Here is a 13,386-nt window from a genome sequence, read left to right as displayed (position 1 = left end):
CTTTCGGGACTATCCCTCACGCAAAACAACAACCGTTTCCATAATACGAAACAGATTTTTTTTGTAATTTGCACCACTATGAAAAAGGCTATCCTATTTTTATTATTTACCTTTCTTTCGCTTCAAGGACAAGAGAGTAGTATCGCAGCGAGTAAAATTAACTTTATTCCGATAGCGAATAAAAATTTTGTTGGACACGACTCCTATGGCTACAATTACTTTCTTGACAAAGCAGTATTCTCAAAAAGCAAAAACAAAGAACAATGGGAATATAAAAATGTCTCACTAGGTAACCTTACCAAAATAGACTTGACCAATCCACTCAAAATCGTTTTGTTCTACCAGGATTTCAATGCCGTAATCCTACTCGACAATCAACTCAGTGAAACGCAACGTATTTTATTTTTCGAATCTGAAAATCCAATAAACCTTAGAGCGACTGGAATGGCAGGACTAAATCAATTGTGGACCTACAACACCCTTGATCAACAAATTGGGCTGTATAACTACCTCAACAATACCTACAAAACTATTTCGACTCCTTTTCCGGACACCATTCAGTATTACCAAACCGATTTCAATCATTTCTATTGGATAGACGACAAAAACATGGCGTTCATGTGCAATCTTTTTGGAAAAATCACAAATTTGTACAAAATACCTGAATATGAATGGATTGAGTTCCTGGGTGAACAGCAAATTTTATATTCAAAAGACCATCTATTTTACATGCAAGACTATAGCAAAAATAAAGTGTACAAAATTGAACTTGTGGATAAAACCTTTGACAAATGCTATTACAAGGACCAAATTTTATCTACTTTTACCAACGAAGGAATTACAAATTATAAAATCATAATACCGTAATGCACATAGCAGTAGCAGGAAATATAGGTTCTGGAAAAACCACACTTACACAATTATTGGCCAAACACTTTAAATGGGATCCACATTATGAAGATGTTGTAGACAACCCATACCTAGACGATTTTTATCATCAAATGGAGCGTTGGTCATTTAATTTGCAAATCTATTTCTTGAATAGTCGTTTCCGTCAAATAATACAAATTCGCGAAAGCGGAAAAAAAGTTATTCAAGACAGAACCATCTATGAAGATGCCCATATTTTTGCACCCAATTTATTCTCTATGGGTTTAATGACCCATCGTGATTTTGACAATTATTCGTCTTTGTTTGAATTGATGGAATCAACGGTAAAAGCACCCGACTTACTGATCTATTTGCGTAGCTCTATACCAAATTTGGTAGGACAAATACACAAAAGAGGTCGTGAATACGAATCAACAATCTCTATTGATTACCTAAGTCGCCTAAACGAGCGTTATGAGGCATGGGTACATACCTATGACCGAGGAAAACTACTAATCATTGATGTTGACAACATGAACTTTGTTGACAACCCCGAAGATCTAGGAACAATCATCAACCGAATTGATGCTGAGTTAAATGGTTTGTTTTAGATAAACATATTTTTAAAAAAAACAAAAACGGATGTAGAAGTAAATTCTAGATCCGTTTTTTTTTGTGACCGTTACAAATTGCACCTCTAGGCGGGGGATTCATAAAAACAAAAAAGCAATATTCAATTACGAATATTGCTTTTTTTATTAGGTACCGAATGGTTATCTACTTACAATTTGATAGTAAACAATCCTTCTGGTTTATTTGGAATCGCTTCAAAACGATCTTTACATTCTTGGATAATTCTCAATGCATCATCAAGATCTCCCCATCCACCAACGTCAACTTTTTTGTTTTCTAAATCTTTATATACTTGGAAGAAGTGTTCGATTTCTTTCACCAAGTGAGGATTCATATCAGATAAGTTTTCAAGTGAATTCCAGATTGGATCTGAAACGGGTACGCAGATAATTTTTTCGTCTGGACCTTTGTCGTCTGCCATTAAGAAAACTCCAATAGGCTTAACTTCCATTACACAACCAGGAAATGTTGCTTCATTTACCAAAACCAAAACATCTAATGGATCTCCATCAAGTGCTAATGTTTCAGGAATAAATCCGTAATCAGCAGGATACATCATAGAAGAAAATAACATTCTATCAAAACGCATTCTTCTAATTTCGAAATCATATTCGTATTTGTTTCTGCTCCCTCTTGGTATTTCGATTAAAACATCGAAAGTAATAGTTTTTTCTGCACTCATATTATAATATCTTTTATTTCAATTTATCGGATGCAAAAATAGTCAAAAACATTTTTATTCCAAGATTTATCTCTCCTAAAACAGTAGAATCTAGAACGTTTAAGACCTTTTATTGCTTAAATCATTAAATAATCTTCTTTTTTTTCTAAAAATAGAACCCAAAAGAACCTTTTACAGAGAACTTTTGCGCATCGGGAGCATTTAGGTAGTTACCTCTCCAAGCAAAATCAATACGTAACACTTTAAAAATATTCCCAATACCAGCACTATATTCCCAATACCCTTTTTCTGGAGCATTGTAAACTAATCCCGAAGCATTTAAAGCTCTATTCTGATCAGATATAGATCCAAAAACAGATCGAACTCCGATGATTTCTCTCCAATTTAACTTACGCATGAACGGAATTCTGCTGAACAATCGGCCACCAAAATTATGATTCCACTGAAAGGTTGCATATTGATCTGTTACAAATTCATAGAAGTTCAAGTTACTAAAGGTGTTCTCTATAGTAAAATAGGTTTGATTTCCGGGGATCACATTCATTAACCCTAACGGAATTTTACCAAACGTTTTACCCAATTCTACAATAAGGTTTGTACGTCCTAATGGACCAATAATGATGGGTTGTTTGTAATACAACTGTACTTTGTCATATTTAAAATCACTATCCAATAAGCCTTTGAACCCGTGATTGTAATTCACAAAGAAATGACTGTACGGACTGTCAACATCGCTTCGTTCTACCCCGTAACCAATTGTTTTTCGATTGGGAGTAAATTGAATTTGTAAATTAACCTCCGATTGTTTTACAGCATCTTCAACCGTTGTACGCGTATCATCTGTATAATAATCTAGACTAAACGTATCTGACGCCGACTCCAAAGTACGGTACGAGAACCCAGTTTGAAAAGTTAAGTTTTTGATAGGCTCAATCTCAACTGCCACATTGCTCAAATTTATATTGGTTAACTTTCCATTGCTTCCTGTAGAAAACAAAGAGGATGATGCAAAACTTCGACCAAGAACGTCGTTGGTGCTTGTTAAACTCGCACCTATTTGCTCCACATCGCGCCTGTTACCACCCGATAGAATAATCCTTTTCTTTTTGTCAACCATCCATTTACCAGAGATTCCGTATTTAAACTTATCATCTCCAAATCCGTAAGCGGTATATCCTTGTAATCTCCATGCGTCATTTGGTCCGAAGTAGGTACGTCCACCAACACGCAGGCGAAGCCCTTCTACGGTGTTAAATCCAAAAGTTGAGAAGATAGGTCCGTAATCAAAATGCCCTGACTGAATATAACCACTTCCTAATATTGAAACCAAATTATACAAACGCTTGAATTTGTTGACTGTTTGCAAAGTGTCTAGCATTTTGTAAACTCCTTTTTCGTCTTTATTCAAATTTTCAAATCGGTTGTCATCCCAATATGCTTCAGATCGATTATAGACTTCGTTGTCTATATAATTTACTTCGTCCTTGTACAAGCTTGCTGGCTTTTCTACATTAAACAAATGATTTTGATATAGGGTTGTACGTTTTCCATACATTCCTTTTGACTCTTCCTTTTTGTTTAAAGCAAAATCAGACATCATATAATCTCTGGTCAATAGAAAAACCGAATCGTTTTGAACTTCAAATTCTTGTTCGATATAAATATCTTTTACCCAGTTAATATTGGCACTTTTGGTCACGGCCATATTAATTTTTTTAATTGCATAGGTAGTATCTGTAACCCAAAAATCACCTTTGAAGGTTAGTTCATTTTTTCGTCTTGGATAAAACAAAATATTGTAGCACCATTTTTTACCCACAAAAGCACTATCTCTAAGTACATAATTATAGGTATCAATCCCTGTTTTGGACAACGGACTCGTGAAACTCTTATCAAAAAAGGTCAAGTGATTGTTATAGATATCGTAATTAGAATATAAATCCTTGACAAAAGAAAGTATTTGCTGGTTATCACTAAATCCAGAATTCTTGTTTGCCTTTACTTTTTCTTTAACCTTATTTGTTTTATTGTTTCCATACACATCATACAGTGACTCATTGATAAAAATGGGCAAATATGTTTTTCCGGTTACTTTTGAGGTATCCATGTGCTTGAAAATAAATTCCATGCCCTTAAACAACTTACTTTTCATAAACGCACTATCAATAGTATTCATGTCAAATTCGACTTTTTCATACTTTTCCATTTGATAGTAATCAAATTGCGAAAGACCGTTTTTTCGCTTATGTTCCCATATTTTTCTAAGGATATCCAAAGCCGGATTGTTCTTCTTTGAAGTTTTTCCGGTAAAGATAGTAACCTCTTTCAAGGCCTCTGCAGCCGAAACTACCACTTTAAAATTGTAGTTAATCGCTTGAGGCAATACTACCACTTTATCAGAATACCCAACCGAGGTGATAATAATTGCATTGTATTCTTTTTCAGATTCAATATAAAAACGTCCGTCTTCGTTAGACATCGTCCCTTCATTTGAGTCTTTGAACACCACATTGGCAAAGGGTACGGGTTGGTTGGTGTTATCCAAAACCAATCCACTTACCTTAGTTTGTGCTATTACGGTTGTTCCTGCGCCAAAAATTAAAAGCAACAGAATGAAATAATATTTATTCATAATTATATTTAAAAAAAAACTTCATCATACAAACGCATGATGAAGTCATTATAGTATTCTAATTGAAGCTTATTTGTTCAATACTTTTTTTACTGCTTTTACAACATCACTTGCATTTGGCAACCACTCTTCCAATAATACTGGAGAGTAAGGTGCTGGAGTATCTGCAGTAGTGATTCTTTGGATTGGTGCGTCTAAGAAATCAAATGCACGCTCTTGTACCAAATATGTAATCTCTGAAGAGACACTAGCAAATGGCCAAGCTTCTTCTAAAATCACCAATCTATTTGTTTTTTTAACCGAAGTCAAAATGGCATCAATATCTAAAGGACGAACTGTTCTTAAATCGATAATTTCACAAGAAATTCCAGCAGCAGCCAATTCATCAGCAGCAGTAAAAGCTTCTTTAATGATTTTACCAAAAGAAACGATAGTTACATCTGTTCCTTCACGTTTGATATCAGCAACACCAATAGGAATAATATATTCACCATCTGGCACTTCACCTTTATCACCATACATTTGCTCAGATTCCATGAAGATCACTGGATCATTATCACGAATGGCAGCTTTCAATAAACCTTTTGCATCATAAGGTGTAGATGGAACTACAACTTTAAGACCTGGAGTATTTGCAAACCAGTTTTCTAGCGCTTGTGAGTGTGTTGCTCCCAATTGCCCTGCAGATGCAGTTGGCCCACGAAAAACGATAGGCACATTGAATTGTCCACCTGTCATTTGACGCATTTTGGCAGCGTTATTTATAATTTGATCTATACCAACTAAACAAAAGTTGAAAGTCATATATTCTACAATAGGACGACAACCGTTCATTGCAGAACCTACAGCAATACCTGTAAAACCTAACTCTGCAATTGGAGTATCAATAACTCTTTTTTCGCCAAATTCTGCAAGCATACCTTTTGAAGCTTTGTAAGCGCCGTTATATTCAGCAACTTCCTCACCCATCAAGTAAACAGACTCGTCGTGACGCATTTCTTCACTCATCGCTTCACAAATCGCCTCTCTAAATTGTATCGTTCTCATATTATAATTGTATATGTATATTTTTCGAAAAGCAAAAATAAATATTTAAAATCACTTATACCTTATTTGGATTAAAATAATGCGCTGTAATTTTTAGTTATTTGTTATATCTTCCTAAATTTACAATCTCCAAACCCAATTATTTGCTGAAAATCGCAATTTTAAGTAAAATTTATTATGCACGCATAGTAAATTATACATTTTTTTATCCTAAATTTGTAACTCAATCATATCAAAGAACCATAATTTAGAACCGAAAATCATTTTTTTATTCGAAAAATCAAAAAGAATAAACCTTTAAACTTTTCAAAAAAAATTATATTAAATAACAGGAACCTTATGAAAATACTAGTTTGCATCAGCCATGTACCTGATACTACCTCAAAAATCAATTTTACAAATAATGATTCAGAATTTGACACTAATGGTGTTCAATTTGTAATTAACCCAAACGACGAATTCGGATTGACACGTGCAATTTGGTTTCAAGAGCAACAAGGCGCTACAGTTACTGTAGTTAATGTTGGTGGACCAGAAACAGAACCAACCTTAAGAAAAGCACTTGCTATTGGCGCAAATGATGCTATACGTATAAACGCAACGCCAACAGATGGTTTTTTTGTTGCAAAACAATTAGCCGAAGTAATTAAAAATGGTGGTTACGATGTAGTTTTGGCAGGAAAAGAATCACTTGATTATAATGGAGGAATGGTTCCAGGAATGGTAGCAGCTCTTAGCAATTTTAATTTTGTAAACTCATGTACTGAACTAACAATTGATGGAACAAACGTAAAAGCTGTTCGTGAAATTGATGGTGGTAAAGAAAATATTTCAACTACGCTACCTCTTATCATTGGTGGACAAAAAGGGTTGGTAGAAGAAAAAGACCTTAAAATTCCGAACATGAGAGGAATTATGACTGCAAGAACCAAACCATTAACCGTAGTGGAGCCAGTTGCTGCAGATACCAATACAAAAGCAGTAAAATATGAAAAACCAGCAGCTAAATCTGCGGTAAAATTGATTGCTGCAGACAATATAGACGAGCTTATCAATTTGTTACACAACGAAGCTAAAGTAATCTAGAAACCAGTATTCAGTAGCAGTATTCAGCTTTAGAACCTGAAACCTGAAACTTTAAACTTTTAAACAAAAAAATTATGTCAATATTAATATACGCAGAATCAGCAGAGGGGAAATTCAAAAAAGTAGCTTTTGAATTGGCTTCCTATGCAAAAAAAGTAGCAGAATCTTTAGGATCTACAGTTACAGCAATCACATTTAACGTTAGCGATGCATCTGAATTATCAAAATACGGTGTAGACAAAGTGCTAAAAGTTACAGATAGCAAATTAAATACCTTTTCGGCCAAAGCATATGCTGACGCTATTCAACAAGCTGCAAAGAAAGAAGACGCTAAACTAGTAGTCTTGTCATCTACAACAGATAGTTCTTATTTATCATCACTAGTAGCCGTATCTCTTAATGCAGGTTTCGCCTCAAATGTGGTTGGACTTCCAGTTAGCACAGCACCTTTTCAAGTAAAAAGAAGCGCTTTTTCAAATAAAGCATTTACTGTAACTGAAATAAGCACTGACGTAAAAGTTCTTGGATTGGCCAAAAACTCTTTCGGAATTGTACCAACAGACTCAAGCGCAACTGAAGAAGATTTTGCTCCTTCAATTAATGATGCTGACTTTGGAATCAAAGTAGAATCTACTGAAAAAGCAAGTGGAAAAGTTACTATCGCAGATGCAGACATCGTGGTATCTGGAGGACGTGGTTTGAAAGGGCCAGAAAACTGGGGATTAATTGAAGATCTAGCGTCTGTACTTGGTGCAGCTACAGCTTGTTCTAAACCCGTTTCTGACTTAGGATGGAGACCTCACGGAGAACACGTAGGACAAACAGGAAAACCTGTGGCATCAAATTTATATATCGCTATCGGAATATCGGGTGCGATACAACATATTGCGGGAATCAATTCATCAAAAGTTAAGGTTGTTATCAACTCCGACCCTGAAGCTCCTTTCTTTAAAGTGGCTGATTACGGAATCGTTGGTGATGCTTTTGAAGTAGTACCACAACTTATCGAAAAATTGAAAGCATTCAAAGCACAATAAGAAGCTTACTAATTCTTACTAAGAGCTATCCGATTTAAAAATTGGATAGCTTTTTTATTTTAAGATTCCACTAACATTTTGTCCTCACAAACGCACGAATACTTTTGTGGCTAAGAAAAGATTTTGTTTCTTTGTATGTTTATTGGTTTGCCCGTATGCATTTGAATTTTCGAGCAAATCACCACCAAATAATTCTTTGATTTTAGCCTTTAAAATCTAATACTTAAAACAAACATGAGTTTAGTTAAATTATCTATAAAAGGAATATCCTACAGCCAAACACAAAACGGAGCTTATGCTTTGATTTTGAACGAAGTTGATGGAGAACGTAAACTGCCTATTGTAATTGGCGCCTTTGAAGCACAATCTATTGCGATAGCTTTAGAAAAGGAGATTAAACCACCACGCCCTTTGACACATGATCTGTTCAAAAACTTTGCTGAACGATTTGATATCATTGTCAAACAAGTAATCATTCATAAATTAGTTGATGGTGTCTTTTATTCAAGTATCATTTGCGAAAGAGATAAGATCGAAGAAATTATAGATGCAAGAACATCAGACGCTATTGCACTGGCGCTTCGATTTAACGCACCTATCTTTACCTACAAAAACATTCTTGACAAAGCAGGTATTTATCTAAAAACAAATCCGCAAGAAGGCGATAACGATTCTAATGAAATAGATGACATTCTTTCGAATCCTGAAACTTTTGGAAATGAAGAGGATGAAAATCAATTGGCCGAAAGACCGTTTTTAAAACATAGCATTCAAGAACTGAACGAAATCTTAGCTATAGCGGTTAGTGACGAAGACTATGAAAAGGCAGCAAAAATAAGAGACGAAATTTCGAAAAGAGAGTCTTAAAATTATATACTCTCCAATTAGCTCTCTATTTACCACTATTAACGTAACAAACCGATGAAACAATATTTAGATTTAGTACAACATGTAATGGAAAGCGGTTGCCAAAAAGGAGACCGTACAGGAACAGGAACAAAAAGTGTCTTTGGATATCAAATGCGTTTTGATCTAAACGAAGGCTTTCCGATGGTTACTACAAAAAAGTTGCACTTAAAATCCATCATCTATGAATTGTTGTGGTTTTTAAAGGGCGATACCAATATTAAATACCTCCAAGAAAACGGAGTAAAAATATGGGACGCATGGGCAGATGAAAATGGTGACCTTGGTCCTGTTTATGGCCATCAATGGCGCAACTGGAACAGTGAGGAAATCGATCAAATAAAAGATCTAATTACCGAATTAAAAACAAATCCAAACAGTCGTAGAATGATTGTATCAGCTTGGAATCCTTCTGTATTACCTGATACATCAAAATCATTTTCAGAAAATGTAGGGAACAACAAAGCTGCTCTACCTCCATGTCATGCCTTTTTTCAATTTTATGTTGCTGACGGAAAATTATCTTGCCAATTGTACCAACGTAGTGCTGATATATTCTTAGGAGTACCTTTCAATATCGCATCATACGCATTACTTACAATGATGATCGCACAAGTATGTGACCTAGGCGTGGGTGAATTTATCCACACGTTTGGCGATGCACATATTTACAACAACCATTTTGAACAACTAGAATTGCAATTATCTAGAGATCCAAAACCATTACCAAAAATGATCTTAAATCCAGCAATAAAAGACATATTCGAATTTGACTATGACGACTTTACACTTGAAGGCTACGAACCTCATGCTGGTATAAAAGGAAGTGTTGCTGTTTAACAATTAAGCATATTCAACACCATCCTGATAGAAATAAAAAAATCCGCTTTACAGCGGATTTTCTTTTATATATCTTATACTTCCAACACTCCGTTTTCAGTACCTGCAAATTCATTCCATTTTAGAGAATCAGCTTCCGCATCATTTACATATTCTCCGTCAATTACATATTTAAATTCGTAAGAAGCATCTTTTGGTAATTCAACAACACCTTTAAAAGTACCGTTTTTTAATTTACTCAATGTACCTTCTTCCACACTCCAATTATTAAAATCCCCTACTACAGATGCAGTTGTAGCTTCTTTAGCTTCGATAGAAAATGTAACTTTACAAACTGGCTTTGACTTTATAAATTGTTTCTTTATTGACATAACTATTTCATTTTTAATATTATGTGACAAAGGAAATAAATTATCTTTTAGATCCGACAATTACCCATTAGATTTATTGAAATAACCCTTCATCTGTTAATTTTTAAATAATTCAGTAATTTAACAAGGCAAAAATTTCATTTTATAAAAAACAAAACGGTTGACGAAGAAGTAATAATTACAATAAATAGCAAAATATTAAATTTAATTTTATCTTTATACTTTAATATTTTACTTATGGAACGCGACCAACACGAATTATACGAATACGCTAGAAGACGCATTAAACAAAAGAAAAGATTGTACTTTCATTTTGTACTGCTAGCTTGCAGCAGTTTATTTGCTTTTATATTTGCAAAAGTAATGACTTTAACGTTCGACTATAATTGGTTAATCTTAGGATTTACTGTATGGGCTTTTCTGTTTATCTTACACTTTATCAAAGTCTTTATTACAGATCGTTTCATGAACAAAGACTGGGAACGTGAACAAATAGATCGTTTAGTCTCGTTACAATCAAAAAAAATAGCCGATTTGACTACTAAAGCAAACGAAGAACCGACTAGATAATACTGAGAATATGATAATAATGATTGCTGCAGTTGCACAAAATAATGCCTTAGGAAAAGACAATGAACTTGTTTGGCATTTGCCAAATGATTTTAAACGTTTTAAAGCCCTAACAACAGGTCATCATATTGTGATGGGTCGAAAAACATTTGAAAGCTTTCCGAAACCATTACCGAATAGAACTCATATCGTCATCAGTAGACAAAAAGACTATCAGCCTGAAGGATGTATTGTAGTACATACTATTGAGGAAGCTTTGGCAATCTGCCCGAAGGATGAGGATACTTTTATAATTGGCGGAGGAGAAATATACAAACTAGCGATACCCTTTGCGGATAAACTAGAGATTACTAAAGTACACCATGAATTTGATGCAGATGCTTATTTTCCTGTAATAAATCCAGAAGAATGGGAACTTAGAGATTCTGACCTGCAATCTAAAGATGAAAAACATCTTTACGAATACACGTATCAAACCTATTATAAAAAATAAAAACACCCCTAGAAGGGGTGTTCTTTTTACAATGACTTAGGATAACAGATCTACTCTTGAAGTAGAATTTGACAACTTAATATAAAAATAACAAAAGTTAACATAGCTCCAGTTAAGAAGATGATAACGTTTGAGGTTTTTTGAGAGTACATCTCAAAGTAGCCCTTAATACCAAATACCACGAAGGTACTAAAGACAAAGAAAATTAAAATTTCCAAAAACAAATTTAATCCTAAGAACGTATTTTGCGTTATAAACAAACTACTGCCTTTTAAAGCAGCACCGTCAAAAAAAACCACCAGAACAAACGAGATAACTACCGCAAAAATTATCCATTTGATTTGACCCGTCAGTTCCTTAAAAATCATTGTAAATAAATATTTTATTATTTATAATGTAAAATTCGACTTTTAATACCTTGTGCACAATACCCACTTTTAGTGATATTTTAAATATTTTTCACTGTTTTTTGTTTGTATTGTACTACGGAAAAACCTTCTTAAAACCGCTTAAGCCTTACTATTGCTGAGAATATCGAAAAATTAACGAATTTCTAAACAGTTTCACTAATACGTCAGCAAACAAAACTTTAGTTATTAAAAGCATTCTTTTTTAACAGTTTTCGCACTACCTCACACTCTTCTTTATTTCGAATAAAAACAGTAATCTACTATTTTATAGAAGGGATTTAATTTTTGAATTAAAGTTCAAATTAGATTGTATTATATTTGTGGAAAATTAAAACCGAAATGTCAAAAAACATCACTCCATATAAAGATTCTGATTTAAGCAAAAAAGAACAAGTTGCACAAATGTTTGATACCATCTCTGGAAATTATGACAATCTAAACCGTGTCATTTCTTTTGGGATTGATGTCAAATGGCGAAAAAAAGTACTCGAGATAGTACGCAATTCGAACCCAAAGACCATCCTAGATATTGCTACAGGAACAGGTGATTTGGCTATTTTGATGGCTCAAACCAAAGCAGAGAAAATTATAGGACTTGATATCTCTGCAGGTATGCTAGAAGTGGGTGAAAAGAAAATTGCTGCAAAAAACCTTTCTAAAACAATTGAAATGGTTTTGGCTGACTCTGAAAACATGCCTTTTGAAGACAACTTTTTTGACGCTATAACAGTAGCTTTTGGTGTTAGAAATTTTGAACATCTTGAAAAAGGATTGTCAGAAATTTTAAGAGTATTAAAACCAAATGGCGTATTTGTTATTTTAGAAACATCTGTACCCGATAAAACTCCTTACAAACAAGGATACAATTTTTATAGTAGAAACATTCTTCCTATGATTGGAAAATTGTTTTCAAAAGACAATGTAGCCTACGGATACTTATCAGAATCGGCTGCTCAATTTCCTTATGGCGAAGCATTAAACAATATTTTGAGAAAAATTGGGTTTATAGAGGTGAAAGCAATGCCACAAACATTTGGTGTTGCAACCATTTACTCAGCGTCAAAAAAATAATACTGATTTTACAGCAAGCATACATATGAAAAAAATAGTGGCACTCCTTATACTTCTTTCTTTACCACTTGATGGCATTGCGCAAGCAGGAACAAACATGTTTGGGAAAGACCCTATTATTCATTTAGAAAACTTTCAAAAACAGAGAGTGTATTTTGGATACTATCTTGGATTCAATTCTTTTGATTTTAAAATTGATTATAAAGAGGCTCAACCTGTAGATATTATTGTTAAAAAAACTACTGGATTTAATGTAGGTATCGTAGGTGACTTAAAACTGCATGAACACATCAACCTCCGTTTTGAGCCTGGACTATATTATGCAAAGCGCGATCTTTCCTTTCCAGGATTTACAAATGAGGCCGAACGGTTAAGAGAAGTAAGTAGTACTTACATCCATTTTCCGTTATTGCTAAAATTTTCTGCTGTTCGAACTGGAAACATTAGACCTTATTTGGTTGGAGGAATCTCTTCAACTTTGAATTTATCTAGTAATTCAAAGTCAAAAGACGATAATAAAGAGCAAAAGTTCAGAGTAAAACCTTGGACTTCAAATTACGAACTGGGCTTTGGAATCGATATTTTCTCTCAATATTTCATATTCTCCCCTTCCATAAGAGGACTTTTTGGATTGAAGGATGAACTTATTCGAGACAACGATCCAAGCAGCCCTTGGACTAGCAATATTGATTCGATGAAGAATCGTGCCATATTAATCAACTTCACCTTTCATTAAAT

Annotated in this window: 15 protein-coding genes; 10 read left to right on the top strand and 5 right to left on the bottom strand. The window is 34.1% G+C overall.

Annotated features, from left to right (window positions below):
• Positions 1–78: 78 nt before the first annotated feature.
• The gene (locus FFWV33_RS06715; RefSeq protein ID WP_108740194.1) at positions 79–867 is read left to right on the top strand and encodes a hypothetical protein; all 789 of its coding nucleotides are present in this window, start codon (positions 79–81) and stop codon (positions 865–867) included.
• On the top strand, positions 867–1,481 hold the full coding sequence (locus tag FFWV33_RS06710) for a deoxynucleoside kinase (RefSeq protein ID WP_108740193.1): 615 nt from the start codon (positions 867–869) through the stop codon (positions 1,479–1,481). The genes FFWV33_RS06715 and FFWV33_RS06710 overlap by 1 nt, the downstream gene beginning before the upstream one ends.
• A gap of 170 nt (positions 1,482–1,651) precedes the next feature.
• Here FFWV33_RS06710 and FFWV33_RS06705 read toward each other — a convergent pair whose 3' ends face one another.
• From FFWV33_RS06705 to FFWV33_RS06695, 3 genes are all read right to left on the bottom strand, one after another.
• Positions 1,652–2,185 carry an inorganic diphosphatase gene (locus FFWV33_RS06705; RefSeq protein ID WP_108740192.1) on the bottom strand — a complete coding sequence of 178 codons (534 nt, stop codon included), beginning with the start codon at positions 2,183–2,185 and terminating at the stop codon, positions 1,652–1,654.
• A 145-nt stretch (positions 2,186–2,330) separates the two neighbouring features.
• Positions 2,331–4,817 (bottom strand): DUF5686 family protein, encoded by a 2,487-nt coding sequence (locus FFWV33_RS06700; protein WP_108740191.1) that lies wholly within the window; start codon positions 4,815–4,817, stop codon positions 2,331–2,333.
• 69 nt (positions 4,818–4,886) lie between these two features.
• Complete coding sequence (locus tag FFWV33_RS06695) at positions 4,887–5,864, bottom strand: pyruvate dehydrogenase complex E1 component subunit beta (RefSeq protein ID WP_108740190.1); 978 nt, start codon at positions 5,862–5,864, stop codon at positions 4,887–4,889.
• 339 nt (positions 5,865–6,203) lie between these two features.
• Here FFWV33_RS06695 and FFWV33_RS06690 point away from each other — a divergent pair, with 339 nt between their 5' ends.
• The 4 genes from FFWV33_RS06690 (at position 6,204) to FFWV33_RS06675 (ending at position 9,733) form a co-directional block, all read left to right on the top strand.
• On the top strand, positions 6,204–6,950 hold the full coding sequence (locus FFWV33_RS06690; RefSeq protein ID WP_108740189.1) for an electron transfer flavoprotein subunit beta/FixA family protein: 747 nt from the start codon (positions 6,204–6,206) through the stop codon (positions 6,948–6,950).
• A 74-nt stretch (positions 6,951–7,024) separates the two neighbouring features.
• Positions 7,025–7,987, top strand: a complete 963-nt coding sequence (locus FFWV33_RS06685; protein ID WP_108740188.1) for an electron transfer flavoprotein subunit alpha/FixB family protein — start codon at positions 7,025–7,027, stop codon at positions 7,985–7,987.
• A 234-nt stretch (positions 7,988–8,221) separates the two neighbouring features.
• Entirely contained in the window at positions 8,222–8,854 is a 633-nt protein-coding gene (locus FFWV33_RS06680) for a bifunctional nuclease family protein (protein WP_108740187.1), read from the top strand.
• 54 nt (positions 8,855–8,908) lie between these two features.
• Positions 8,909–9,733 carry a thymidylate synthase gene (locus FFWV33_RS06675; protein ID WP_108740186.1) on the top strand — a complete coding sequence of 275 codons (825 nt, stop codon included), beginning with the start codon at positions 8,909–8,911 and terminating at the stop codon, positions 9,731–9,733.
• A 74-nt stretch (positions 9,734–9,807) separates the two neighbouring features.
• Here the strand turns inward: FFWV33_RS06675 and FFWV33_RS06670 are convergent, their stop codons facing one another.
• Positions 9,808–10,104 (bottom strand): isoamylase early set domain-containing protein, encoded by a 297-nt coding sequence (locus FFWV33_RS06670; protein ID WP_108740185.1) that lies wholly within the window; start codon positions 10,102–10,104, stop codon positions 9,808–9,810.
• 237 nt (positions 10,105–10,341) lie between these two features.
• On the opposite strand from FFWV33_RS06670, the gene FFWV33_RS06665 reads away from it, so the two are divergent.
• Positions 10,342–10,674, top strand: a complete 333-nt coding sequence (locus FFWV33_RS06665; RefSeq protein WP_108740184.1) for a 2TM domain-containing protein — start codon at positions 10,342–10,344, stop codon at positions 10,672–10,674.
• Positions 10,675–10,684: 10 nt separating this feature from the next.
• Positions 10,685–11,167 (top strand): dihydrofolate reductase, encoded by a 483-nt coding sequence (locus tag FFWV33_RS06660; protein ID WP_108740183.1) that lies wholly within the window; start codon positions 10,685–10,687, stop codon positions 11,165–11,167.
• Between the two features lie 50 nt (positions 11,168–11,217).
• Here the strand turns inward: FFWV33_RS06660 and FFWV33_RS06655 are convergent, their stop codons facing one another.
• Entirely contained in the window at positions 11,218–11,535 is a 318-nt protein-coding gene (locus FFWV33_RS06655) for a hypothetical protein (protein ID WP_108740182.1), read from the bottom strand.
• 381 nt (positions 11,536–11,916) lie between these two features.
• Between FFWV33_RS06655 and ubiE the strand changes: the two genes are divergently transcribed.
• Positions 11,917–12,648: a bifunctional demethylmenaquinone methyltransferase/2-methoxy-6-polyprenyl-1,4-benzoquinol methylase UbiE gene (gene ubiE / locus FFWV33_RS06650; protein WP_108742482.1), complete on the top strand. Its 732-nt coding sequence runs from the start codon at positions 11,917–11,919 to the stop codon at positions 12,646–12,648.
• 25 nt (positions 12,649–12,673) lie between these two features.
• Positions 12,674–13,384, top strand: a complete 711-nt coding sequence (gene porT, locus FFWV33_RS06645; RefSeq protein WP_108742481.1) for a type IX secretion/gliding motility protein PorT/SprT — start codon at positions 12,674–12,676, stop codon at positions 13,382–13,384.
• Positions 13,385–13,386 lie beyond the last annotated feature (2 nt).

This window comes from Flavobacterium faecale, from assembly GCF_003076455.1.
Lineage (GTDB): Bacteria > Bacteroidota > Bacteroidia > Flavobacteriales > Flavobacteriaceae > Flavobacterium > Flavobacterium faecale.
This window is presented reverse-complemented; position numbering and strand designations above follow the sequence as displayed.

Coding starts and splice junctions, on each gene's coding strand:
- FFWV33_RS06715 (WP_108740194.1), top strand. CDS start 79: ATGAAAAAGGCTATCCTATTTTTATTATTTACCTTTCTTTCGCTTCAA.
- FFWV33_RS06710 (WP_108740193.1), top strand. CDS start 867: ATGCACATAGCAGTAGCAGGAAATATAGGTTCTGGAAAAACCACACTT.
- FFWV33_RS06705 (WP_108740192.1), bottom strand. CDS start 2,185: ATGAGTGCAGAAAAAACTATTACTTTCGATGTTTTAATCGAAATACCA.
- FFWV33_RS06700 (WP_108740191.1), bottom strand. CDS start 4,817: ATGAATAAATATTATTTCATTCTGTTGCTTTTAATTTTTGGCGCAGGA.
- FFWV33_RS06695 (WP_108740190.1), bottom strand. CDS start 5,864: ATGAGAACGATACAATTTAGAGAGGCGATTTGTGAAGCGATGAGTGAA.
- FFWV33_RS06690 (WP_108740189.1), top strand. CDS start 6,204: ATGAAAATACTAGTTTGCATCAGCCATGTACCTGATACTACCTCAAAA.
- FFWV33_RS06685 (WP_108740188.1), top strand. CDS start 7,025: ATGTCAATATTAATATACGCAGAATCAGCAGAGGGGAAATTCAAAAAA.
- FFWV33_RS06680 (WP_108740187.1), top strand. CDS start 8,222: ATGAGTTTAGTTAAATTATCTATAAAAGGAATATCCTACAGCCAAACA.
- FFWV33_RS06675 (WP_108740186.1), top strand. CDS start 8,909: ATGAAACAATATTTAGATTTAGTACAACATGTAATGGAAAGCGGTTGC.
- FFWV33_RS06670 (WP_108740185.1), bottom strand. CDS start 10,104: ATGTCAATAAAGAAACAATTTATAAAGTCAAAGCCAGTTTGTAAAGTT.
- FFWV33_RS06665 (WP_108740184.1), top strand. CDS start 10,342: ATGGAACGCGACCAACACGAATTATACGAATACGCTAGAAGACGCATT.
- FFWV33_RS06660 (WP_108740183.1), top strand. CDS start 10,685: ATGATAATAATGATTGCTGCAGTTGCACAAAATAATGCCTTAGGAAAA.
- FFWV33_RS06655 (WP_108740182.1), bottom strand. CDS start 11,535: ATGATTTTTAAGGAACTGACGGGTCAAATCAAATGGATAATTTTTGCG.
- ubiE (WP_108742482.1), top strand. CDS start 11,917: ATGTCAAAAAACATCACTCCATATAAAGATTCTGATTTAAGCAAAAAA.
- porT (WP_108742481.1), top strand. CDS start 12,674: ATGAAAAAAATAGTGGCACTCCTTATACTTCTTTCTTTACCACTTGAT.